Origin of the sequence: Microbispora sp. GKU 823 (assembly GCF_002027145.1) — a bacterium.
Taxonomy (GTDB): domain Bacteria; phylum Actinomycetota; class Actinomycetes; order Streptosporangiales; family Streptosporangiaceae; genus Microbispora; species Microbispora siamensis.
Genome location: NZ_MWJN01000118.1, coordinates 1 through 21,375 on the forward strand (window position 1 = coordinate 1; position 21,375 = coordinate 21,375).

General features: G+C 69.2%; 25 protein-coding genes and 1 tRNA gene. 15 read left to right on the forward strand and 11 right to left on the reverse strand.

Going from position 1 to position 21,375, the window contains the following annotated elements:
• From B1L11_RS38070 to B1L11_RS38080, 3 genes are all read left to right on the forward strand, one after another.
• Positions 1 to 927 (forward strand): replication initiator (locus B1L11_RS38070; protein ID WP_372974766.1); only part of this gene is annotated, 927 nt, incomplete at its 5' end.
• Positions 927 to 1,103: a helix-turn-helix domain-containing protein gene (locus B1L11_RS38075; RefSeq protein ID WP_079320100.1), complete on the forward strand. Its 177-nt coding sequence runs from the start codon at positions 927 to 929 to the stop codon at positions 1,101 to 1,103. The genes B1L11_RS38070 and B1L11_RS38075, both read left to right, overlap by 1 nt.
• Entirely contained in the window at positions 1,103 to 2,452 is a 1,350-nt protein-coding gene (locus B1L11_RS38080) for a site-specific integrase (protein ID WP_079320101.1), read from the forward strand. The genes B1L11_RS38075 and B1L11_RS38080 overlap by 1 nt, the downstream gene beginning before the upstream one ends.
• A gap of 112 nt (positions 2,453 to 2,564) precedes the next feature.
• Here B1L11_RS38080 and B1L11_RS38085 read toward each other — a convergent pair.
• A tRNA-Ser gene (locus tag B1L11_RS38085) sits at positions 2,565 to 2,654 on the reverse strand.
• Between the two features lie 192 nt (positions 2,655 to 2,846).
• The gene (locus B1L11_RS38090; protein WP_079320102.1) at positions 2,847 to 3,410 is read right to left on the reverse strand and encodes a YceI family protein; all 564 of its coding nucleotides are present in this window, start codon (positions 3,408 to 3,410) and stop codon (positions 2,847 to 2,849) included.
• A gap of 98 nt (positions 3,411 to 3,508) precedes the next feature.
• Here B1L11_RS38090 and B1L11_RS38095 point away from each other — a divergent pair, with 98 nt between their 5' ends.
• Positions 3,509 to 4,006 (forward strand): MarR family winged helix-turn-helix transcriptional regulator, encoded by a 498-nt coding sequence (locus B1L11_RS38095; protein ID WP_079320103.1) that lies wholly within the window; start codon positions 3,509 to 3,511, stop codon positions 4,004 to 4,006.
• A gap of 137 nt (positions 4,007 to 4,143) precedes the next feature.
• A complete protein-coding gene (locus B1L11_RS38100) occupies positions 4,144 to 5,181 on the forward strand; it encodes a thermonuclease family protein (RefSeq protein WP_079320104.1) in 1,038 nt (345 codons plus the stop codon).
• A 3-nt stretch (positions 5,182 to 5,184) separates the two neighbouring features.
• On the opposite strand, the gene B1L11_RS38105 is transcribed toward B1L11_RS38100, so the two are convergent.
• Complete coding sequence (locus B1L11_RS38105) at positions 5,185 to 5,685, reverse strand: SigE family RNA polymerase sigma factor (protein ID WP_079320105.1); 501 nt, start codon at positions 5,683 to 5,685, stop codon at positions 5,185 to 5,187.
• Positions 5,686 to 5,959: 274 nt separating this feature from the next.
• On the opposite strand from B1L11_RS38105, the gene B1L11_RS38110 reads away from it, so the two are divergent.
• Together B1L11_RS38110 and B1L11_RS38115 are read left to right on the forward strand one after the other, a co-directional pair.
• A complete protein-coding gene (locus B1L11_RS38110; RefSeq protein WP_079320125.1) occupies positions 5,960 to 6,931 on the forward strand; it encodes a hypothetical protein in 972 nt (323 codons plus the stop codon).
• Between the two features lie 3 nt (positions 6,932 to 6,934).
• Positions 6,935 to 7,765, forward strand: a complete 831-nt coding sequence (locus B1L11_RS38115; RefSeq protein ID WP_079320106.1) for a MauE/DoxX family redox-associated membrane protein — start codon at positions 6,935 to 6,937, stop codon at positions 7,763 to 7,765.
• A 105-nt stretch (positions 7,766 to 7,870) separates the two neighbouring features.
• Here the strand turns inward: B1L11_RS38115 and B1L11_RS38120 are convergent, their stop codons facing one another.
• The 6 genes from B1L11_RS38120 to B1L11_RS38145 all read right to left on the reverse strand — a co-directional run bounded on the left by B1L11_RS38120 (position 7,871) and on the right by B1L11_RS38145 (position 13,896).
• Positions 7,871 to 9,052 (reverse strand): ATP-binding protein, encoded by a 1,182-nt coding sequence (locus tag B1L11_RS38120; protein WP_079320107.1) that lies wholly within the window; start codon positions 9,050 to 9,052, stop codon positions 7,871 to 7,873.
• A gap of 383 nt (positions 9,053 to 9,435) precedes the next feature.
• A complete protein-coding gene (locus tag B1L11_RS38125) occupies positions 9,436 to 10,404 on the reverse strand; it encodes an ankyrin repeat domain-containing protein (RefSeq protein WP_079320108.1) in 969 nt (322 codons plus the stop codon).
• A 176-nt stretch (positions 10,405 to 10,580) separates the two neighbouring features.
• Positions 10,581 to 10,925, reverse strand: coding sequence for a hypothetical protein (locus B1L11_RS38130; protein ID WP_256863245.1), 345 nt, complete (start codon positions 10,923 to 10,925; stop codon positions 10,581 to 10,583).
• On the reverse strand, positions 10,922 to 12,490 hold the full coding sequence (locus tag B1L11_RS38135) for a radical SAM protein (RefSeq protein WP_143737842.1): 1,569 nt from the start codon (positions 12,488 to 12,490) through the stop codon (positions 10,922 to 10,924). Before B1L11_RS38135 ends, B1L11_RS38130 begins: the two co-directional genes overlap by 4 nt.
• Positions 12,487 to 13,032 carry a hypothetical protein gene (locus B1L11_RS46085; protein ID WP_143737843.1) on the reverse strand — a complete coding sequence of 182 codons (546 nt, stop codon included), beginning with the start codon at positions 13,030 to 13,032 and terminating at the stop codon, positions 12,487 to 12,489. The genes B1L11_RS38135 and B1L11_RS46085 overlap by 4 nt, the downstream gene beginning before the upstream one ends.
• A 30-nt stretch (positions 13,033 to 13,062) precedes the next feature.
• Positions 13,063 to 13,896, reverse strand: coding sequence for a prolipoprotein diacylglyceryl transferase (locus B1L11_RS38145; protein ID WP_079320109.1), 834 nt, complete (start codon positions 13,894 to 13,896; stop codon positions 13,063 to 13,065).
• Positions 13,897 to 14,071: 175 nt separating this feature from the next.
• On the opposite strand from B1L11_RS38145, the gene B1L11_RS38155 reads away from it, so the two are divergent.
• A complete protein-coding gene (locus tag B1L11_RS38155; RefSeq protein WP_256863246.1) occupies positions 14,072 to 14,917 on the forward strand; it encodes a M15 family metallopeptidase in 846 nt (281 codons plus the stop codon).
• Between the two features lie 15 nt (positions 14,918 to 14,932).
• Here the strand turns inward: B1L11_RS38155 and B1L11_RS38160 are convergent, their stop codons facing one another.
• Both B1L11_RS38160 and B1L11_RS38165 read right to left on the reverse strand, forming a co-directional pair.
• Entirely contained in the window at positions 14,933 to 16,213 is a 1,281-nt protein-coding gene (locus tag B1L11_RS38160; RefSeq protein WP_218671556.1) for a site-specific integrase, read from the reverse strand.
• A 23-nt stretch (positions 16,214 to 16,236) separates the two neighbouring features.
• Positions 16,237 to 16,845 (reverse strand): helix-turn-helix domain-containing protein, encoded by a 609-nt coding sequence (locus tag B1L11_RS38165; protein ID WP_143737844.1) that lies wholly within the window; start codon positions 16,843 to 16,845, stop codon positions 16,237 to 16,239.
• Between the two features lie 58 nt (positions 16,846 to 16,903).
• On the opposite strand from B1L11_RS38165, the gene B1L11_RS38170 reads away from it, so the two are divergent.
• From B1L11_RS38170 to B1L11_RS38195, 7 genes are all read left to right on the forward strand, one after another.
• Positions 16,904 to 17,134 carry an AlpA family transcriptional regulator gene (locus tag B1L11_RS38170; protein WP_079320129.1) on the forward strand — a complete coding sequence of 77 codons (231 nt, stop codon included), beginning with the start codon at positions 16,904 to 16,906 and terminating at the stop codon, positions 17,132 to 17,134.
• A 322-nt stretch (positions 17,135 to 17,456) separates the two neighbouring features.
• Positions 17,457 to 17,819 (forward strand): hypothetical protein, encoded by a 363-nt coding sequence (locus B1L11_RS38175; RefSeq protein WP_079320114.1) that lies wholly within the window; start codon positions 17,457 to 17,459, stop codon positions 17,817 to 17,819.
• Complete coding sequence (locus B1L11_RS38180; protein WP_079320115.1) at positions 17,816 to 19,075, forward strand: AAA family ATPase; 1,260 nt, start codon at positions 17,816 to 17,818, stop codon at positions 19,073 to 19,075. Before B1L11_RS38175 ends, B1L11_RS38180 begins: the two co-directional genes overlap by 4 nt.
• A 620-nt stretch (positions 19,076 to 19,695) precedes the next feature.
• On the forward strand, positions 19,696 to 19,845 hold the full coding sequence (locus tag B1L11_RS55540; RefSeq protein WP_372974767.1) for a helix-turn-helix domain-containing protein: 150 nt from the start codon (positions 19,696 to 19,698) through the stop codon (positions 19,843 to 19,845).
• Entirely contained in the window at positions 19,811 to 20,602 is a 792-nt protein-coding gene (locus tag B1L11_RS38185) for a hypothetical protein (protein WP_079320116.1), read from the forward strand. Before B1L11_RS55540 ends, B1L11_RS38185 begins: the two co-directional genes overlap by 35 nt.
• A complete protein-coding gene (locus B1L11_RS38190; protein WP_079320117.1) occupies positions 20,599 to 21,069 on the forward strand; it encodes a hypothetical protein in 471 nt (156 codons plus the stop codon). The genes B1L11_RS38185 and B1L11_RS38190 overlap by 4 nt, the downstream gene beginning before the upstream one ends.
• Positions 21,066 to 21,353 (forward strand): hypothetical protein, encoded by a 288-nt coding sequence (locus B1L11_RS38195; protein WP_143737845.1) that lies wholly within the window; start codon positions 21,066 to 21,068, stop codon positions 21,351 to 21,353. Before B1L11_RS38190 ends, B1L11_RS38195 begins: the two co-directional genes overlap by 4 nt.
• Positions 21,354 to 21,375 lie beyond the last annotated feature (22 nt).

A 21,375-nucleotide genomic window follows, 5' to 3' on the forward strand; every position in this document is an offset into this window, starting at 1 on the left:
TCCAAGCTCGTCGACCGCTTCGTGCAGAACCTCCGCCGGGTCGCCGGGTACGACGTGCAGTACTTCGCCACCGTCGAGCCACAAAAGCGGCTCACCCCACACCTGCACATGGCGATCCGCGGCACGCTCCCGCGTGCGGAGCTGCGGCAGATCATCGCCGCCACGTACCACCAAGTGTGGTGGCCCTCGACCGATGAAATCCGCTTCGAGGGAGACCACCTGCCGGTCTGGGAGGACGGGGCCGGCTACCTCGACCCCGCCACGGGAGAGCTCCTGCCGACCTGGGAACAGGCCCTCGACGCCCTCGACCAGGACGACGAGGCCGAACCCCTGCACGTGCTCCGCTTCGGCGACCAGCTCGACATACAAAGCGTGCTTGCTGGAACGCCCGACGCCGACCAGCTCATCCAGTACCTGTCGAAGTACCTGACCAAGAGCCTCGGCGACGCCTTCGGTACCGACGACCCACGTCGGAAGGCACACGCGGAACGACTGCTGGAGGCGCTGCGGTTCGAGCCGTGCTCGCCGACGTGCCCTAACTGGCTGCGCTACGGGATCCAGCCCAAGGGCGCCAAATCCGGTATGGCGCCCGGCCGGTGCAAGGGCAAGGCGCACAAGCCCGATCACCTCGGCTACGCGGGCCGCCGCGTCCTGGTCTCGCGGAAGTGGTCGAACAAGACGTTGACCGAGCACAAGCAGGACCGCCGCACCTGGGTCCTGGAAGCCCTCGGCCTGGAAGACGAGCCGGTCGACCCCCACCGCTACATCTGGCGGCCGGTCAAGCCCGGTGATCCCGAGCTGGCCCCCATCGGCGTGCGGCTGCTCCGCTCGGTCCACGAACGCCAACGCTGGCGCAACCACCTGGACCGGCTCCAGGCCGAGGCGGACGGACAAGATTTTTCGGCAACTGAAGGGAGGGCAGCGTGATGGACAGACTCTTCTACCGGCCCAAGGACGCGGCGGTCGTCCTCGGCATGAGCCGTACGGCGGTCTTCCGGCTGATCAAGAGCGGCGAGCTTCGTTCGATCAAGTACGACGGATACCGCCTCGTCCCGGCTGACGCCCTCCAGGAGTTCGCCCGACGTCTGACCGAGGCGGCGTGATGGCCGACCGCAAGCCGAACGGACGATCGTCCATCTACCTTGGCCAGGACGGCTACTGGCATGGCTGGGTGACCGTGGGCATCAAGCCGGACGGGTCCCCCGATCGCCGTCACCGGATGGGGAAGACGGAGGCGGAGGTCACGCGCAAGGTCCGCGAGCTGGAGGGCAAGCGCGAGACCGGGCAGGTCGCCAAGCCGGGCAAGGTCCCGACCGTCGCCGAGTGGATGACCGAATACCTCGACGTGATCTGTGAGCGGCTCGTGGCGTCGGGCAAGATGGCGCCTCGGACCCTCGACGACTACCGGTCCAAGACCCGCCACTGGATCATTCCGCTCCTCGGCCGTCACCGCCTCGACCGGCTCGCTCCCGAGCACCTGGACAAGGCGTACGCGACGATGCTGGAACAGGGCCGCTCGTCGAGCACCGTCCTCAAGGTCCATCGCATCCTGTCCCGCGCCCTGAAGATCGCCGTACGCCGGAACAAGGTCACCAGGAACGTCGCCACGCTCGTGGACGCGCCGGTCGCCGCTGATCCCGACCTTGAGCCGCTGACGCGGAACGAGGCACGGAAGATCCTGGAGGCGGCCAAGTCACGCCGGAATGCGGCCCGCTGGTCGGTGGCACTGTCCCTAGGTATTCGTCAGGGCGAAGCGCTCGGCCTCCGGTGGTCCTTCGTCGACCTGCAGACCGGCGTGATCAAAGCCTGGTACCAGGCGCAGCGGGCACCGTGGAAGCACGGCTGCGACGACCCCCACGAGTGCGGCAAGGAGTGGCACCGCTGGCCGTGCAAGCCACGGTGCAGGATCCACAAGCACGACCCCGCCTGTCCACAGGACTGCAAGAAACGCGGCCACGTCTGCCCGACCCGCACATGCGCGAAGGACTGCACCGGCCACGCCGACAGGTGCCCGAAGCGCACAGGCGGCGGCATCGTCTTTCGGCAACGCAAGGGCCGCAGCCGTCTGACCCTCCAGTGCCCGCCCGAGCTGCTTCCGATCCTCCGTGAGCACAAGAAGCGCCAGGACGCCGAACGCGCGGAGGCCGGTGAGCTCTGGGAGGATCACGACCTTCTCTTCCCGACCCGTCGTGGCCGGCCGATGGAGCGCAGCGAGGACTACAAGATGTGGAAGGCGCTCCTGAAGCAGGCCGGGGTCAGGGAAGCCCGCCTCCACGACGCTCGCCACACCGCCGGGACGCTGCTCGTCGAGCAAGGCGTCCACATCCGGGTCGTGCAAGAGATCCTCGGCCATGCGCGAGTGACGACCACCGAGCGTTACACCCACATCGCCAGTCCCCAGGTGAAGGACGCCAGCGAGCGCATGGGGGCGGCCCTGTGGGGCGAGGACTGAAAGCGCCCGCAACCCGAAGGCTGAGAGCAACTGCAACTAGAACTGCAACTAGAGGCCCTGGGGAGATCAAAAAGCCCCTCTCGCTGAAGCCAGCGAGAGGGGCTTTGAACTGCGGAGGCTCGGGGATTTGAACCCCGGATGGGCTTAAGACCCAAACCGCATTAGCAGTGCGGCGCCATAGACCTGACTAGGCGAAGCCTCCTGGTAGCGCGTTGCTCAGCACAGCGTACCGGCGATCGTCCAAGGCGGCAAAGCGGATTGCCGGGTGAGGTTCGCCCACTGTGCTGGAGATCCACGCCGCGTGGCGTTTGGATCGATGCACAGCCCTTGTCCACAGGATGTGGACAAGGGCTGTGCACACAGTGTGGATAACCCGCCTCAGCGTCGGCACAGGCTACGCCTGGCGGACGGCCTCGCCCTCGATCTCGATCTTGACCTTCTTGCCGACGAGGACGCCGCCGGTCTCCAGGGCCTGGTTCCAGGTCAGACCGTACTCCTCGCGGTCGATCTCGGTCTCCGCGCCGAACCCGAAGATCTCCTGGCCCCACGGGTTGTTGGCGGCGCCGTTGAACTCGACCTTGAGCTCGACCTCCTTGGTCACGTCACGGATCGTGAGGTCGCCGACGAGCGTGAACTCGTTGCCCGACAGGTCGCTCACCCGCTTGCTGCGGAAGGTGATCTCGGGGAACTTGTCGGCGCTCAGGAAGTCGTCGCTCCGCAGGTGGCCGTCACGGTCGGCGGCACCGGTCTCGATCGTGCCCGCCTTGATGACGACGTCCACGCTGGACTCGAGCGGGTTCTCGGCGATGACGATCTTGCCCTCGTAGTCGGCGAAGTGGCCGCGGACCTTGCTGACCATCATGTGCTTGACGACGAAGCCGACGCGCGTGTGGGCCTTGTCCAGCGCGAACTCGCCGGCCGTCGGGACCTTCAGGCCCTGCCACTCACGGATGCTCATGACTGCTCCCCAGATTGTTGCTGTGCGGATGTCTCACTCAGCAAATGTCTACCGGAGAAATATTCCTCGCGTCAACTATCGTGCCGTAGACTTGGGTCATGGACCCATTCGACGACCCCCGGCTCACGGCGATGGGCCTGTTCGCGGAGGTCTTCACCGGGCTGTCGAGCAAGACCAGCCCGACGCTGGCCGCCGCCGGACTTTCCGAGGTCGACTTCGAGACCCTGATCCGCCTTGCCCGTTCGCCCGCACGACGGCTGCGGATGAGCGACCTCGCCGCGCAGACATCGCTGTCCACGAGCGGGATCACCCGCGTGGTCGATCGCCTGGAACGCGACGGGCTCGTCGAGCGGCATGCCTGCGCCAGTGACCGCCGCGCCTCCTACGCCGTGCTGAGCGAGGCGGGGGCGGAACGGTTGCGGGCGGTGCTTCCCCAGCACATCGAGGACATCGAGACCTGGTTCACCGGGCTGCTGACCGAAAACCAGCTCGCCGACTTCCTGAAGGCGCTGCGGGTGATCCGTGACGTCGTACGGCCCTGCGCGACCGCCGGCGTACGGGAGGCGAGCAGGACGGCGCGGACCAGGACGGGCTGAGTCCCGGCGGAACGTGATTCGAGGGAACCGACCGGACGGACTGGCGTAAACGATCGATTTCTGGTGGACTCCGTAATCCAGGAAACGGCTCCACGACAGCCGACGCAGTCCCCCGTACCCGAGCCCATGGAGCGCCCGTGCGTTTCCCCTCACGCGCACTCGCCGTCCTCGCCACCGCGGCCCTCGCGGTTCCCGTCGCCGCTTCCACCTCCGCGTTCGCCGCGGCCACGGCGAGCCCGAGTCCGAGCCCGAGCCCGAGTGCGAGTCCGACGCCCTCGCCGACCCAGACGCAGACACCCGCCGCGACGAACCCGAGCCCGCAGCCGACGGTCACCGTCACGAAGACGATCACCCCCAAGGCCGCCCCCAAGACGACGAAGACCACGCAGGCCAAGACGCCGCGGCCGAAGACCGTGCCGAAGGACGCCGTCCAGGTGACCGTGAAGAAGGTCGTGGACGGCGACACCGCCGATGTCGTCACCGCGAGCGGCAGGACCGTACGGATCGGCCTGCTGGAGGCGGACGCCCCGACCAAGGGCGCCTGCTGGTCCCAGGAGGCGGCCGCCCGGTTGAAGGCCCTGCTACCGGCCGGCAAGCCCGCGTGGGTCCGGGCCGCCGAGCAGGTGCCCGAGCAGGGGCGCATCCTGATCTACCTGTGGTCACCCAAGGGCGTCTACGTCAACGGCGACATGGTCAGGAACGGCCTGGCCCAGACCGTGAACTCCTTCCCCGAGCACAGCTACACCGACTGGCAGTACTGGGAGCAGGTGCGCGCGCAGACCGACAAGCTGGGATTGTGGTCGGGCTGCTGGGCGGCCGACACGTACGACAAGCGTGAGAGCGTCCAGCCCCCGCCGGGGGCAGCCGGCGCGACCCCGGCGCCGATCGAGCCGGTGGACGCCTCTCCGGCCCCGCCCGGCACGACGTACTCCCTCGAGCCCATTCCGCAGGGGGCCACTGCCGGCTCGGTCGCCACGGTGCGGCCCTCCCCGAGCCCCACTCCCAGCCCCAACCCGAGCGCCAGCCCCAGTGCTTCGAACGGGTCGCTCGACCCCAAGTACGACACCTGTGAGGACGCGAACGCCAACGGATACGGCCCGTACTACCGCGGCACCGACCCCGAGTACGTGTGGTACGAGGACCGCGACAATGACGGCGTGGTCTGCGAGAGGTGACGGTCAGTTGACCCTCTTGCGAGCGTCGGGCACGACCAGGTCGCCGCGCAGCTTGGCCATGCCGCGCGAGACCGAGCTCTTGACCGTGCCCACGCTGATCCCGAGGGTCCTGGCGATCTCGGGCTCGGTCATGTCCTCGTAGTAGCGCAGCACGATCGCCGTACGCTGCCTGGCGGGGAGGCGGTCGAGCGCCTGCTCCAGCTCGTCGTACCGGTGCCGCGCATCCTGCTGCACCGGTACGTCGGGGAGCTCCTCGGAGGGGTATTCCTCCAGCTTGCGCCGCCTCCACCAGGAGATGTTGATGTTCACCATCGCCCGCCGCACGTAGCCGTCGAGCGACGACCGGTCACGGATCCGGTCCCACGCGAGGTACGTACGCGCGAGGGCGGTCTGCAGGAGGTCCTCGGCGTCGCTGGGGTTGCCGGTCAACTGGTTGGCCACACGGAGCAGGGCCGCCCCGCGAGACTGGACGTACGTGCGGAACTCCTCATGGTTCACGATCAGGGATCACCAACCCGGCCAGAGAGGCATCTCGTGCCAGAATCGCAGCCGCGCCCCCCGATCCGGCTGAACCGAAATCCAGGTTTCGCACCCGCCTGGGCAAAGACCGGGCAAGCCGGTGGCGGCCCGTCGCGCGTTTCGTACGTCCTGTCGGGCGGTGGTTTGCCCGAAACAGGTGGCAACGCCTTGCACCGGGAGGAGGAATATTGATCCCGGACGCCACCATCGCCCGGAAAAACGCCTCTCCATCCCCGTCCGGCGTGTGAGGCTGGAGAGCGTGGAAGGGGCGAGGCCCGACCGGGCCGGAGAGCGAAGGCGGAAGCTGGCGGCGGCGGTTCTCGGCCGCGACCCCGGGCCCGCGCCGCGGTCGCAGGAGGAGACGGAGCCGTTCGACGTGGTCAGCGGCGACCTTCTCGACGTGAGCCCGCACCTGATCACCCTCGAGACCGCCGACGGCGGGCAGCGGCGCCTGGTGATCGCGCCGTGGGCGACCGCGTGGCGCGGGGGCACGGTGGCGCCCGCCGATCTGCCGGCCGGAGCCCGGGTCGTCATCCGGGCGCTGCGCGGCGGCACGGTCGCCGAGCGCATCTGGGCCGACATCACCCGGATCACCGGCGTCATCCGGGAGGTCCGCGGCCGGCGCGACCTCACGGTCGAACTCGACTGCGGTCCACATCGCCGGGAACGCTCCATCGTCGTGCCCTACCGCTCCTCCGGACGGATCCGGGTGCGGCATCCCAAGCTCGAGCCGGGATTCCTGTTCGACGCGATCGGGCTGCTCGACCAGGGCACGTCGTTCGCGCATCTCCCGGCGACCTCGCAGCCGCCCTACCGGGCCACGGCCGTGCCCCCGCCCACGGTGACGTACGGAGGAAGCGAGGCGGGCATGTCGGGCACGGCGGTGTGGGCGGACCTCACGGACCTCGTGGAGGAGGGCGTCACGGAGGGCGTCGCCTATCCCTTGCTCGAACGCGAGGACACCGGCTGTGACGACGCCGGCGTCTCCTGCGCGGGCCTGCCGTACCTCGCGCTGGGCTCGCTGCTGCGCGTACGCAACGTGTGCGACGGCCGGGCGGACGCGCTGCCGATCGTCGCGTGCGGGTGCCTGGCCGGGCGGTTCTGCGACCGATGCCTGGAATGCGGCACGTCCCCCCGCGGCAGGATCGTGGAACTGACCGCGTCCTCGTACGTCGCGCTCGGAGGAGACTTGACCAAGGGCTGCTTCAATGCCCGCGTCGGATTGGGGTGACCGGTGCTTTCGACAATCGCGGCCGCCGCGCTGCCGATCCTCGTGGTGACGCTGGCGCTGGGCGGCGTCGCCAAGCTGGCCACGGTCGGCCGCGAGGCGTCGCCGGGCGCGCTGGCCCGGCTCGGTCCGGCGGTGCTCATGCCGGAGCGCTTCGCCCGGCCCGCCATGATCGCCTGCGCCCTGGTCGAGTTCGCGCTGGCGGCCGGTCTGCTGGTCGTGGATCACCCGGTCGCCCGGTGGCTGCCGGCCGCGTTCTTCGCCATGGCGACGTACGTCCTGTGGGATCTGCGAAGGCGGCGGCCGGACGTGGGGTGCGGCTGCTTCGGAGACGTGAGCGACACCCCGGTCGGGCTGCGGTCCATTGGCCGAGCCGCGGCGCTGACCGCGATGGCGGCCCTCGCCGGGGCCGAGGGCGTCACAGGCCTGCCTCATGTCACCGCGGAGACGGTGCCCTGGATCGGCGGGGGTGTCGTCCTGCTGCTCGCCTGCTCACCCGAGATCGACGGGGTCGTCTCCCGCCTGCGTCACCGGGCGCCGTGCGAGCAGCGGCCGATGCCGCCCGGACGGGCGCTGTCGCGCCTGCGGGCGAGCGCGGCGTGGCGGGCCCACGCGGGGTCGCTGCTGACGGAGGAACCGTCCGACATGTGGCGTGAGCTGTGCTGGCGCTTCTTCGTCTTCCCCACCCAGGGGGACGCGGAGGTCGTGTTCGCCGTGCGGCTCAGCGGCCGGCGTCCCGACGTACGCGCCGTCGTGGTCGGCGCCGACGGCCGTGTGGCCGCGGCCGACGACCCCGGCGACGCCTCTCTGCGGGAATCTACGCCTGTATCGGCCTGACGCTATACAGGCGTAGATTCCCGCATCGAGGACCTTCACTTCAACTCTCTACGGCTCTCTAGCTTCCCCTCTAGAAAGCCGTAGAGAGGTCGATGGGCGCGCCGCTCAGAGCGGCTGCGCGCGGAGGAACCTCCCGAAATGCGGAACGGTGAACCCGATCACGCCGCGCTCGGCGCTGTAGATCAGACCCTTCTTGATCAGGCTGTCTCGGGCCGGGGACAGGCTGGACGGCTTGCGGCCCAGCGCCTCGGCCACCTCGGCGGTCGGCACCGGGTCGTCGCCGAGCTGGGCCATGGCGTGCATGTAGTCCCGCTCGGCGGGGGTGGCCCGCTCATACCGGCTGCCGAAGAAGCCCACCGCGAGCTCCTCCTCGGCCTCCGGGGCGGACACCTTGATGTCCTCGGCTGTGATCGGGCTGCGCGGGGCGAAATCCCAGGCGACCTTGCCGTACGCCTGGACGAAGTAGGGGTAGCCGTCGGCCGCCTCGTACAACGCGTCGAGCGCGTCGGGGGTGAACTCGACGTCCTCGCGGGCGGCGGGCGCGATGAGCGCCAGGTCGGCGGCGTCGCGGTCGAGCCGGTCGATGCGCGCGTAGCGGAACAGCCGCTCGGAGTAGCTCTTGCTCGCCGACAGCACGCTCGGCAGATGGGGCAGGCCGGCGCCGACGACGATCAACGGGCCGCCGTTCTGCGACAGCTCGTGGCAGGCCGCGCACAGGGCCGAGACGTCCGGCGCCTGCACGTCCTGCATCTCGTCGATGAACAGCGCGATGCCGACGCCGAGGTCCGTCGCCACGCCCGCGGCGTCGACGAACAGCTCGGTCAGGTCGATCTCCAGGTCGCCGGAGTCGGCCCGGCCGCGCGCGGCGGGCACGTCGATGCCGGGCGACCAGTGCGAGGTGCCCTTCGCGGCGGCGGGATCGCGCATCGCGAACGCCTTCAGCACGCCGAGGAACTCCTCGATGCGCTCGGGGGCGCGGTGCCGGGGGGCGAGCTCCCTGATGGCCATGTGCAGCGCGGCGGACACCGGGCGGCGGATCGACTGGTCGGGCCTGGCCTCGATCTTGCCGGTGCCCCACAGCCGCTGCATGGCCATGGACTTGAACGTGTTGAGCAGGACGGTCTTGCCCACGCCGCGCAGGCCGGTGAGGACCATGCTCCGCTCCGGGCGGCCCCGGGCGACCCGCTCGAGCACGATCTCGAACTGCTGCAGCTCGCGGTCGCGTCCGGCGAGTTCCGGGGGGCGCTGGCCGGCGCCGGGGGCGTAGGGATTGCGCACGGGGTCCACGCTCTCGGACTTTATGACGGGATATAGCGGCCGTCGTAGATTTCCGTAGAGAGCGCTACGGCGTGTCGCCCGGCGCGGCCTCGGCACGCACGCCCAGCGGTGGGCGGAGCCTGAACCGGGACGACCGGGACGACAGCGGGCGGAGCCGGGGAGGGCACGACCGGATCGAACGCCACGGGAACGGCGACGGCCGGAACGGGGGCGGCGGACACCGTGGGCACAGCCATCACACACCCCTTACCTGCCGGGACTCGACCGAACCCGTGTTCGATCCGATGGGCATGACTGTAGCGCGTCATCGAACACCTGCGCGAGCTTTCCACGAAAGCTCCGTCAAACACCGTCGTTCCGGCGGCAGTCCGGACCGGTTCGTGCCCCGGGGATCAGCTCCAGTAGTCGCGTTCGGGGAGCGTCACCCACATGTCGGGCTCCCCTGCGATCGCTCTGGCGTCGTCCAGCCGCAGGCCCGCGCCGGCGCAGCAGTACGCCATGGCCTTGCCGTGGTAGAGGTACTCGATGAGGATCTCCCCGGCCGGTTGCTCCGGATAGGGACTGCCGCCGCCGGGGTGGGTGTCCCAGTCCACGATCTCGCCGTCCCGGGTGACGCTCCCCTGGTTGCCGCTCTTGGGGTTGGCGTACATGGCGTAGCAGACAGTGCCGGCCGAGAGGAGTTTCGTAACGCCGGGCATGTACGGCCCATATCCCCACGGCTGGCTGACGACGCAGCCGCCAGGAACGTCCGTGACGCCGACGACGCCGAGGCTCTCGTCCATATAGGACAAGGGATCCTCCGCGATCTCTTCGACCTCGGCGGCGTCGGCCGGGACCGCCTCCAGGCGGCGCACCGCTTCCGCCGCGCTGATCCCGGCGACACATGCCAGCCCCATGCCGTCGTCGTCGAAATCCCCCAAGGCGGCGATCAGACGCCGGGCTTCGGCCACGGCAGCGGCCTCGGCATCGGACAGACCGGGCCGACCGGCGAGATCGCCGAACAGGCCGGGGGTGGGCGTTGCCAGACTGAGCCGTCCGGGGGACCACCCGTTCATCATCGGCCGCCACGGATCGGCACCGGCCTCCACCAGGACTCGGGCGTTGTCCGGACGGTTGGCGAAGACGGCCCCCCACAATGCCGTACGGCCCTCGTGCTCGGCGTCGACGTCGTCGACGCGGGCGGCCAGTTCCGCCACCACGTCGGGTGAGCCGCATTCGGCGGCCGCGTGCAACGGCCGTCCATGGAAGAAGACACCGGCGTTGGGATCGGCGCCCGCGTCGAGCCTGGCTCGGATCAGCCTCAGATTCTTCCAGGAGTCCCAGCCGATGCCGGACCAGTCTGCTTCGTGGGTGACAGCCATGACGCTCCCTCGGTGAGTAGGCATGCCGATCATGGCGAAACCGACCGACAAATCCCGTGGGCGGAGCGGAGCGGCTTCAGCTTCCGGCCGGCGCGGCAGAAGTCCCGAGGCGCCGACCTCCGAAGCTGCGGCACGCATGGAGCGGGCTTCGCCGCGCCGAGTGGCTGCGAAATCCGCTACCGGGACACGTGCGGCAGCACGAGGGCCGCCGCCGCGACCAGGGTGATCAACCCCAGGTAGGCGAGGACGAGCCGGGTGTCCCTGAGATAGCACTTGCTCCTGGTGAGCCCCGCGCGGCGGGCCCGCCAGTATCCGGCGAACCCGAGGGCCGCGAACCCGAGCACGGCCCACGCCCCGAACAGCCAGGCGAGCAGCGCCACCGTTGCGTAGACGCACAGTTTCAGCGGGTCGTACGGCGTGGCCTGCCCGGCCTCGGACGCCTGGGCCGTCTCGGCGGCGCGCGCCTGCTCGTACGCGACGCCGGTCGGCCGGTCGCCTGGCTTCCCGTACGGGAGGCTCATGTGATCTCCAGCAGCGGGAGCCGTACGGCGGCGTCGGCCACGGCGACGGCGGACAGGCGCTGACGCGCGAGCGCGGGCCAGGCCTGCACCGCGCAGAACGGCGCGCACTGGTCCTGGTCGGAGCGGGTGCCGACGTGGACGCAGCACTGAACCAGGCGCTCCTCCAGCATCGTGGACATGTCCATGAAGGGCTTGATCGTGATGCGTACCACCCGTTCGCCCAGCAGCCGGCGCAGCCGCCGCTTGCGCCCGGGCAGGGCCGAGGACGCGAGCGTCAGCAGGGTCGTCAGCCCGAGGTCGCAGTTCTCGCAGATGTCGCGCCAGACCTTGCCGATCTCGGGGTGCGACAGCGACGACTGCTCCGACAGCAGGCCGAGCAGCGACTCCTGCACGACCATGCGGAGCTGGCGGGGGATCTCGGAGTCGGCGATGCGGTTGGAGACGAGCCCGAGGTTCTCCTTGAGGCGGTCGTGCCCGATCAACGCGGTCAGCGAGCGCCACTGGTCGGCGTCGTCCTTGATCATGTAGCCGACCGAGCAGCAGTGCGGATGCGAGCAGGGCAGGGCGGTCAGGTCGCGCCAGGTGACCAGGCCGTCCGTCTGGGGGCCGAGCCGCTTGAGCACCCCGGTGTGGGTGAGCCGGTCCATCGGGTCGATCGCGCCGGAGCGCCCCGAGCCGAACTGCGGCTGGATCGACACGCCACCGACGTACGGCGTCTCGAGGGCCAGGCGCACCACGTCGCCGATCTCGCCGTCGTTCACGCCGAGGGCGGCCGTCATGACCAGCGTGGTGAAGATCTCCCGCTCCGACAGGCGCCGCAGCGCCTCCGCCTTGAACCGCCGCAGGTCGCCGCCCCGGTGGTGCCGGGACGCCTCGGCGGACAGGCCGTCGTACTGCAGGTAGACCTCGACGCGCTCGCGGTGCTCGGTGAGCAGGTCGAGCAGGGCGTCGTCCCGGGCCACCAGCAGCCCGTTCGTGTTGATCAGGATGCGGGTGACGGGCCGGGCCGTCAGTTCGGCGAGCAACTCGGGCAGGTCGGGGTGGAGGGTCGGCTCGCCGCCGCTGAGCATGAGCACGTCGAGACGGCCGTTCTCGCGGGCCAGTCGCTGGTCGACGTTGGCGAGCACCTCCCGGACCGGCACGATTCCCCGCAGGTCGGGCGAGGAGTCGGTGAAGCAGGTCGGGCAGCGCAGGTTGCACGCCTCCGCCACGTCCTCCAGGAGGATGCACGTGTGCTGGGTCTGCATCTCCGGTAGTCCCCGCAGGTACGCCTCCGGGACCGGGTCGAAGTTGCCGGCGACGTCGGGCAGGTGCGCCTTGGTGGGGGCCGTCCACTCCTCCAGGTAGGCGAGGATCTCCGGGTCCTCGTCGTAGAGGGTCCTGACCATGCCGTGGGTCCGGCAGCCGCGTTCCAGGTAGACCCGGCCGTCGCGGGACGCGAGCCAGCCGGACAGGCGCGGCACCTCCGCCAGCGGGCGGTCCGGCCGCTCGTCGTGGCAGCGGGGGCAGAACGCGTTGACGTAGCGGAGGATGCGGTCTCCCCGCAGGGGCATGCCGGTGGTCACAGGGCACCGTCCGTGTAGAGCGAGGGGTTGACGCCGGTGCAGAAGCCGGCGGTGAAGATCGTCATGAGCGCCCAGCCGATCATCAGCCCCAGCCCGAGCCCCCGTGACCAGGGCTTGCGGAGAAGGAGCAGCAGCGTTCCGCCGCCGAACGCGATCACGGCCAGGATCACGGATCCGCCGATGAGCGCGACGTTCTTGTGATCGCTCGCGACTCCGTCCGCCGCCGCGAGGGTCGCGAGGAAGAGCACGAAGTTGATCACCACGTAGGCCACGATCCCCGCGATCGTCATCGCGATGACCACGCCGGTCGTGTTCTGCGCCGGGGGCGGCGGCGGCCACGGGCGCGGCCCACCCGGTCCGTACGGGCCCGCCGGGACCTGGCCCATGCGGCCCACCCGGTCCGTGCGGCGGCGGGCCACCCGGGCCCTGCGGCGGCGGGCCGGCCGGACCTTGGGACGGCGGCGGGCCGCCCGGACCGTACGGCGCGCCGGGAGGCGGCGGCACGGGCGGATGCCGGGGAGGATCGCCCGGCTGCGGGTCATGCGGCCGCTCGGGCGGCTCGGGGGGTGTGCTCATCTCTCCTCCTCGCCCGCGGGCGACAGCCGGACGGCCGGTAACAGCGGTCGCCGCTCTCCCCGCAGGGGAAGCAGCCGATCGTAGAATCCCTTGCGATATCCGAGCCCGAGGCGGACGGCGAGGAGCACGAGCCCCGGGACGAGGAACCACTGCGGGCGGGTCAGGTCGAGCCAGACCGTCTCGTTCGCCCTGGTGAACTCGACGAGGAACCGGAAGACGGCGTACGCGCCCAGATACAGGGTGAACAGCTCGCCCGGCCTGTCGACCCTGCTCCGCGCCCACAGCAACGCGCCGAAGGCGGCGAGCTGGAACACGGTCTCGTACAGGTACGACGGGTGCATGGCCTGCCCGGCCAGGCAGCCGGGGCATTCCGGGACGGTGGCGGGCGCGTGGACCCCCCAGGGCAGGCTCGTGGGCCGGCCGGGGGCCTCGGTGAGGAAGCAGCCGATGCGGCCGACGGCCATGCCGAGCGCGACGGCGGGCGCGAACAGGTCACCGGTCCGCTCCCGGTAGCCGATCAGCCGTTTCGCCACCAGCACCCCGACGTACGCACCGGTCAGGCCGCCGAGGATGCTGCGGGCGCCGAACATCCACGCCTCGAGAAGGCCGGGGTTGAGCGCGGGGTCGAGATGCTCGGCCCATCCGGACAGCCGCATGCCTATCGCCCCGCCGACCAGCGCGCCGGTGACGGCGACGAGCGACTCCTCCCGCAGGGCCCCCCGGCGCCGCGCCTCCAGGACGAACACCACGCTCGCGAGGAGCACGCCGAGGCCCACGAAAAACGCGTGGGTCGGCACGCTCACCTCGCCGAAACGTAGATGCTCAAGCACGACGCCACCCTAGCGGCGGCCCACGACGATTCCGATCGTCAATTCGTACGGCATGCGCCCCTTCCATACGGCGATTCCGGCCAACCGCCCCGGGGCTTTGTCCACAGGGGTCCCGCTGTCCACAGGAGCGTGCGCGACCGCCTGCGCACGCCTCGGCCGCGGGTAACCTGCGCCTATGACCTCCTTGTGGAACCGCAGGTCAGCGGTAGTGATGGCGGCTCTCGTCGGAATGACCGGCTGCGCCGGGGTCGGCGACGCCGGCGCGTCCGCCACCGCCAGGACCCGGGTGTCCGCGCCCGCCCCGGCGTCACCGGCGGCGGACTCGTCCACGCCCGCCGCTCCCTCGGCCGCGCCGGCCTCCTTCGCGTCCGCCACCCCGTCGCCCGTCACGCCCTCGTCCGTGCCGGTCTCGCCCGCGCCCGGGAACGAGCCCACGCCGAGCCCGAGCGGGCCGCCCCCCTTCTTCGCGAAGATCGAGAAGGTGTCCCGCGACGACGTGCGGTACTCCTGGCGTCCGGGCTGCCCGGTTCCGCTGAGCGGGCTGCGCAAGATCACCATGACCTACTGGGGCTTCGACGACCAGGCGCACACCGGCACTCTCGTGGTCAACAAGAAGGTGGCCGAGGACGTGGCCTCCGTCTTCGGGAAGCTCTACGACATGCGCTACCCCATCCGCAGGATGGAGCCCGTCGACGTCTACAAGGGCAGCGACTACGACTCCATCGACGCCGACAACACCTCGGCCTTCAACTGCCGCAACGCCACCGGCTCGGGCAGCTGGTCCAACCACGCCTACGGCCTCGCGGTGGACCTCAACCCGCGGGAGAACCCGTACGTCTACGCGAATGGCTCCAACGCGCACCGCAACGCGGACGCGTTCGTGGACCGGCCGCTCAAGAAGCGCGGCGTCATCAACGAAGGCGATCGAGTAGTGCGGGCCTTCGGGCAGATCGGCTGGGGCTGGGGCGGCTCGTGGTCCGGTGCCAAGGACTACCAGCACTTCTCCGTCAACGGCCGGTAGTAGCTGCGTAAACGCTCACTCCGACCCCTCCTGGGCCGTCTGTGGGCCGTCAGCCGCAGAATCGGGCCGCCTCAGGGCCGCGTCGATCGTCTTCCTCATCCGCTGCTCCGACGTCGGCATGAGGTGGCCGTACACGTCGAGGGTGAACTTCGCACTGTGGTGCCCCGCCCACTCGGCGACGGCCGTGACGCTCTCCCCCTCGGCGAGCAGCACGCTGACGAAGTAGTGCCGCAGCGCGTGCATCCCGTGCTCTCGGTAAGTCATGCCGCGCTTCTGGCCAGCCGCCAGCTTCGGCACGATGCCGACCTCCTCCAGGGCCCGGTGCCAGAGGTCGTTGAAGCGGTCTCGGAACACCGCGCCGCCGTAGAGCTCGCTTGCGTGGCTGAAGAACAGCCGTGCCGTGGCCGGGTCGCCGTCGAGATCGCGCCACGGCAGCGTCACGTCGACGGGCGGAAATTCGCGCATGTGCTCCGACAGGGTGAGCTTCACGCTCTCCGGCAACGGAACCTCCCGGGTCTTCTCCCCCTTCGGCAGGGCGAAGACGAGCCGATTCTTCAACACCTTCACCTGTCGGTTGACGTGGACCACGCCGCGCAGCCAGTCGATATCGTCCGGGCTCAGCCCGAAGATCTCCCCCTGGCGCAGGCCGAGGCCGGCGCCCGCGGCGACGGTCGCGGCGTACTGGCGGGGCAGCACGTCGGCCATGCCGAGGACCTGCTCAGCCGTCCACGGGACGAGCTTCTTCTTGACCACCTTCGGCAGGACGACCGTGGAGGACTTGACCGGGTTCTTCGTGATCAGCTCGTCGTCGACGGCCACCGAGAACACCAGGCCGACGTGCGCCATGATGACCTCGATGTAGGACGGGGCGAGGCCAGCCTTCTCCATGCTCTTCACGAGCTCCTGGATGAGGCTCGGCCGCTGCGACAGGCGCCCGATCTCCTTCGACCCGATCACCGGGTAGACGTGCTTGCTTAGCCGCTTGCGCATCTCCAGCCGCGTGCCCGGGTCGAGCGTGCGATTGTTGATGACGTCCTCGGCCTGCTTCCGGAAGGTGATCCGGCCGGCGTCCGGGTCGATGTACGTACCGCGTAGGACGTCGGCCTCCACCTCCTTCTTGAAGTTCTCGGCGTCGATCTTCTTCTCGAAGGAGCGGTTGCGCTCCTGGCCGTCCGGGTCGAGGTAGCGGACGCGCCAGCGTTTGCCCTTGCCGTACCGGGCCGGGTCGCGCTCCATGAGCGGCTTGCCGTTCGAGGCGAAGAGGAACTTCCCGTCCGGGCCGCGCTTCCGGCGCATCCACCGATCATCGATGTGCGCCATCAGGCGGGCCTCTCCGTCTCTTCCAGGTCGCCAAGTTCTGGCGGCAGTTTCGGCGGCGATATGCCCTCACCGCGCAAGCGATTCCGCACCGAGACAAGGTTCTTCTTGATCGACTCGGCCAACTCGTCGTTCGCGCGTGCCAAGTCCTGCGCTGCAGGATCACCCGTGATCAGGTAACGGCGCGCCTCTGCTCTCGCACGTTGCCATCGACTCACCAGCTCCTCGTGCCATCTGTAGTCCTCGACAGTGGTGATGTCCCAATCATCGGCGCTGTCAATGGTTCCCTCGCCCATGAACCACACGAGGGCATCCCATGTGTCGCGGGATTGCCCAGGGAGGACTTCCATCTCCTCGCGAATGCCCACTGGGAAAAGCAGGAGCGCCGGCGGGACTCGGAGAGCTTTCCCGAATACAAGCAGCTCGGCGACGCTCACGATTGGGCGTCTGCCGCTTTCGAGGTTTGCAAGCGCAGAGCGTGAGATTGGGAGGCCTAGGGCCGTACACGCGTTGGCAAGGTCCTGGGCGCTCATGCCCTGCTGCTTCCGATACCGCTGGATCTCCGCAGCGATCACTTCAGCGAGCCGCGCCGGCCACTTGTTCTGTGTCACCAGCTAACAGTATCGCTTCGCGTTGACAGGCGCTAGCACTGTCTGGGAGCGTATGTCTATGGCTAACAGTTCCACAGGTAGCTGTGTCCCTGACGCGCAGCAGGATTACTTCCTGACGACTGCCGAGGTGGCCGACCGGTACAGAACCTCTGAGAGCACCGTCCGCTACTGGCGGCACGCTGGCATCGGCCCACGAGGCATCAAGATCGGGACGAAGGTTCTTTACCGGGAATCCGAGCTGGCTCGCTGGGAGCGAGAGCGCGAGGCGGAGCAGAACGGGGCCGCCTAATGAACCGCATAACGCAAAGCGGCCCCGGGGGGAGTGCCACCTCCCACCAGGGCCAGAACGACCAGCAGGCCGTCAAAGACAACACCACCGTAGCGACCGGCGAGCCTCGCCGCTACCCCACAGCCTTCGCGTCGTTGTACTGGCCGGACACAGACAGGCGCTGTTGGTGGGTCGCATTCCACTGCCCATGCTGCCAGCGTCGGCACTTCGGTAGGTCGTACACCGAGATCACGACAGGTGTCCGCCGGGCACGCTGCGGCAGGCGTGTATGGCTCGTCGTCGCGAGGGCATACCGCGGGCGCGCCGAGGCGGTGAGCGCCTGATGCGTGACGACGTGCAGCACATGCGTGAGCTTCTCGGCGACCTCGACCGCCAGCAGCGCGACGTCACCGATGCCTACATCGACGGCTTCCGCGACGGTTGGGGTGTCGGCTACGGCCACCGCGTCCACGAGGAGAACGCCGCGTGGCAGGCCGCCCGCGTGCAGCGGGGGCCCGACCTGCAAGGCGTGGCCTTCGAACACCGCGCGCTCGACCGGACGTACGCCGCTGGTGTCCCCTGCGGGCGTACCAACTGCGGGTGCTCGCGCTGTATCCGCGCCGAGGCAGTCACCCGCCGCGGCGGGGACTACCAGGGCGGGTCCGTCGAGTGGGAACCGCAGCAGCGGTCCCGGGAGGTCGCGTGAACAACACGCCGTTGGGCACCTGCGTACGCTGCGGCGCCCCCCTGATCCCCTTGATGCACAACACCGAGGGATGGGGCTCCTACCCGGCGTGCGACGGCTGCAAGAAGACGCCCGACGCCTGCACGTGTGAGCCCAATCAGGAAGTCAACGGGACGTCTACCCGCAGGCTGGTGCTCACCGCCGCGGCGGACATTGAGCCCGAGCCGGTTGTCTGGGTCTGGGAGGACGACGGTAAGGGCCGCATCCCTGCCGGCTCACTTAGCGTGGCCGCCGGCAGGGAGGGTACAGGGAAGAGCTCCTTTGGCATCTGGATGGCAGCAGGCGTCACCACGGGCACCCTCCCGGGGCCGCTGCTCGGCCAGCCCGCAGACGTGATCTACGTCGCTGTTGAGGACTCTTGGAAGCACACCCTCGTGCCCCGGCTCATCGCGGCCGGGGCCGACCTCAAGAGGGTGTGGCGAGCTGAAGCGGTCGTCAGCGAAGACGAGACAGGAACCATCAGCCTGCCCAACGACAACGACCTGTTGGAGCGGGAGATCAGGCGGCTCTGTGTGAAGCTGGTGGTCCTCGACCCGCTCATGTCGACAATTTCCGCGAAGATCGACACCCACAAGGAGCGGGACACCCGCACGGCCCTCGACCCGCTGGCCCGCCTAGCAGACCGCACGGGCGCCGTCGTGCTCGGCATCGCCCACTTCAACAAGGGTGCCAGCAGCGACCCCTCATCGCTCATCACCGGATCGGGCGCCTTCAAGAACGTTCCCCGATCTGTGTTCGGCTTTGCCGTCGACTCCGAGTCGGAAGACGGCGGCCGGGTCATGACGCAGACAAAGAACAGCCTCGGACTGAGCGACCTCCCGTCGCTGGCCTACAGGATCGAATCCACGAAGGTCGAGACGCGCAAGGGCATCGCCGACGTCGGCCGGTTCGTCTTCGACGGCATCGCCTCCCGGTCTGTTGACGAGATCCTGTCCAGTGGCGGCGACGACCAGGAGCAGCGGCAGGCCCGCCTGGAAGCGACCGACTTCCTCCGCCAGGCCCTCCACGGGCAGTGGTGCCGTACCACGGAGATTCAGGAAGAGGCGAAGCAGGCGCACGGCATCTCCGAGCGCACCCTGAACCGTGCACGCAAGGGCCTGGCCGTAGTCGCCCGGAAGTTCCCCACGGGTCCGAACGGCAAGAGCGAGTGGTGGCTGGCCCTGCCCGAGCAGAGTGCCACCCTTCCCGATCCGGAGGGCAAGGGTGCCAATGCGTAACGCTCTGACCTGCGAAGGCTGCCAGGGTGCCAAACAGTGCCACGTCTCCCAGGGTTGGCACCCTGGCACCCTTGGAGGCCGACTAAACCGACTAAACCGACACTCACGCGCGCGTGCGCGCGCGTGAGGCGAGTCGGCCCCATGAATGAGCTTGGGCGTCAAAGTCGCCGGACCGGTAAGGACGATCCCGGGACCGGAACCAAGGCGGGGAGGGAGTCACTTCCCATTGCACCCTTAGATCCGCCTGCGCCCATCGCGGCGGCCGTGCCTACGGGTACGCCGCCGCACCCCAGACCACTACCGCAGGGCGTGAAAGTCACCCTGACCAGAGCAGCATGCCTCCGGCACAGGGATCCATGGAGTCGAGCGAGTATTACTCCTTTCCCTCGCTAAGACGCTCCAGCGCCCACGAAGCGGCGGCCGGTTCCCACAGGCGGCCGGCCGCCGCTTCGCCCTCAACCCTCGTCGCATGGATGCTCGACCACGCCCGCGAAGACCTCCTACGCGGCCGACCAGTCCCCGACGCCATAACCGCCCACGTTCAGGCACTCCTCAACCCCACTTGCGCCAGCGCAAGCAATTCCGGGCCAACCGAAACACTGGATATCGGCACACAAGAGATGGCTGCCCACATGGGCTGCACACCGCAATGGGTGCGCCAACTCGCCGCAGCAGGACACATCCCAGGAGCCCGGAAAGTGGGCCGCGACTGGCGGTTCACAGTCGAGGAGAACCATGACGACCACAACCGAGGGCGTCACCCAAGCTGACGTCCTCAAGGCCGAACGCGAGGCGGCAGCCGACGCCGCGAAGGTCGAGACTCTCAAGCAGCGCGTACGAGACGGAGACACCACCGTCACCCCCGACGAGATCGCCAAAGCCGCGCAGCTCGCCGAGTGGTCAGCGCTCCGCGTCGAGGCCGTACGCCAGCAGGCAGCCCAGGCAGCCGAAGCCAAGCGGCAGGCCGCATGCGCCGAACTCCGCGCCGAAATCGACCAGGTCGCCGAACACCACGGCCTAACCGACAAGCTCGCCGCGATCACCGCCGCCGTAGTCGACTTCGTGACCGGCGTCGAAGCCCACAACACCCGGCTCACCGACCTCCACAAGAAGGCCGTTGCCCTGACCGGCGACGAGTGGCGGGCGCCCACCGCCCCACCCGACCACAGCAGCGGAGTCGGCTACCGCGGCGACCAGCTCATCGCCGGCCGCCGCCGCATGGTCCGCATCGACCACGCCCACCACCTCGGTAAGGCTCTCGCCGCGGCGGCCCGTGACCTGACGGGCATACCCGTCCGGATCAGATTCGACTACCACGGCGCGGTTCCCGTAGCCCCGGCCGGCCGCGACGAAGACGTGTGCGATGCGCTCGACCGGATCAACCGCCCCATGCCCGAACCCGGTCAGGTGTGGATCTACAGGGGCCCCAACGGGGCCGTGATCGAGCGTGACAAGCCGTACTCCGAAGAGGAGATCAAGTCGTACCGCCTGAGGGAGATCAGCGCAAGGGAGGCATGGGGCGTATGAGCACGATGCAGCGGGACGAAGACTGGCTCGCCGCGGCCACGCCCGAGCAGATCAACGCCGCGTACGAGGCAGGCGAGCTCAACGCCCTCATGGGCACCCCCGTCATCCCCAACGACGGGCAGCTCACCGACGACCACCTCAAGCAGATGACGCCCGAGCAGATCAACCGGGCGTACGAGTCAGGCCAGCTCGACCACATCCTCGGCAAGGAGACCACCATGACCAACGACGACCGCCCCCGCGGCCTCGGCGAAGCCGTCCGCCGGCACTACGAACAGCAGCAGACCGGCAGCAGCCTCGACCCCCGCGAAGGCTTCAACATCCTCGACGGCATCCGCAAGCTCTCCGCCCAGGTCGATGAAGACCCCAGCCTGCTCAGTCTCCTCTCGCCTGTGCAGCGCACCGCCATCAAGAACTTCAAGCTGCGTGAGGCCAACCTCGCCAAGGCGAAGACCGAGCAGGCGTGAACAAGATCAGGACAGGACACCTGCACCACGGACCCTTTCAGCAGCACAACCCTGAGGGCCCCTGGTGGGTTCGAGGCGTGATGTACACCAACGACCTCGACGTCATCGCGCGATGCCGCAAGAGCGGCCTGTCTATCGAGCCTGTCGACACAGTGCCCGACGACTACACGCACGCTGTCGAGCAGATGAAGGCAGAGGCACTGCGTGAGGTCAGGCCAGCAGTCGCACCCCAGGACGGCAGCGACCGCTACAACTACGCCGCCGGACACTGCGCAAGCCCCTGACCTGCGGAAACCCGGGGGATGA

Bases quoted from the DNA above. Each gene is read 5' to 3' on its own strand.
- B1L11_RS38075 (WP_079320100.1), top strand. From the start codon at position 927: ATGGACAGACTCTTCTACCGGCCCAAGGACGCGGCGGTCGTCCTCGGC.
- B1L11_RS38080 (WP_079320101.1), top strand. From the start codon at position 1,103: ATGGCCGACCGCAAGCCGAACGGACGATCGTCCATCTACCTTGGCCAG.
- B1L11_RS38090 (WP_079320102.1), bottom strand. From the start codon at position 3,410: ATGAGCATCCGTGAGTGGCAGGGCCTGAAGGTCCCGACGGCCGGCGAG.
- B1L11_RS38095 (WP_079320103.1), top strand. From the start codon at position 3,509: ATGGACCCATTCGACGACCCCCGGCTCACGGCGATGGGCCTGTTCGCG.
- B1L11_RS38125 (WP_079320108.1), bottom strand. From the start codon at position 10,404: ATGGCTGTCACCCACGAAGCAGACTGGTCCGGCATCGGCTGGGACTCC.
- B1L11_RS38130 (WP_256863245.1), bottom strand. From the start codon at position 10,925: ATGAGCCTCCCGTACGGGAAGCCAGGCGACCGGCCGACCGGCGTCGCG.
- B1L11_RS46085 (WP_143737843.1), bottom strand. From the start codon at position 13,032: ATGACCCGCAGCCGGGCGATCCTCCCCGGCATCCGCCCGTGCCGCCGC.
- B1L11_RS38155 (WP_256863246.1), top strand. From the start codon at position 14,072: ATGACCTCCTTGTGGAACCGCAGGTCAGCGGTAGTGATGGCGGCTCTC.
- B1L11_RS38160 (WP_218671556.1), bottom strand. From the start codon at position 16,213: ATGCGCCGGAAGCGCGGCCCGGACGGGAAGTTCCTCTTCGCCTCGAAC.
- B1L11_RS38170 (WP_079320129.1), top strand. From the start codon at position 16,904: ATGGCTAACAGTTCCACAGGTAGCTGTGTCCCTGACGCGCAGCAGGAT.
- B1L11_RS38175 (WP_079320114.1), top strand. From the start codon at position 17,457: ATGCGTGACGACGTGCAGCACATGCGTGAGCTTCTCGGCGACCTCGAC.
- B1L11_RS55540 (WP_372974767.1), top strand. From the start codon at position 19,696: ATGGCTGCCCACATGGGCTGCACACCGCAATGGGTGCGCCAACTCGCC.
- B1L11_RS38185 (WP_079320116.1), top strand. From the start codon at position 19,811: ATGACGACCACAACCGAGGGCGTCACCCAAGCTGACGTCCTCAAGGCC.
- B1L11_RS38190 (WP_079320117.1), top strand. From the start codon at position 20,599: ATGAGCACGATGCAGCGGGACGAAGACTGGCTCGCCGCGGCCACGCCC.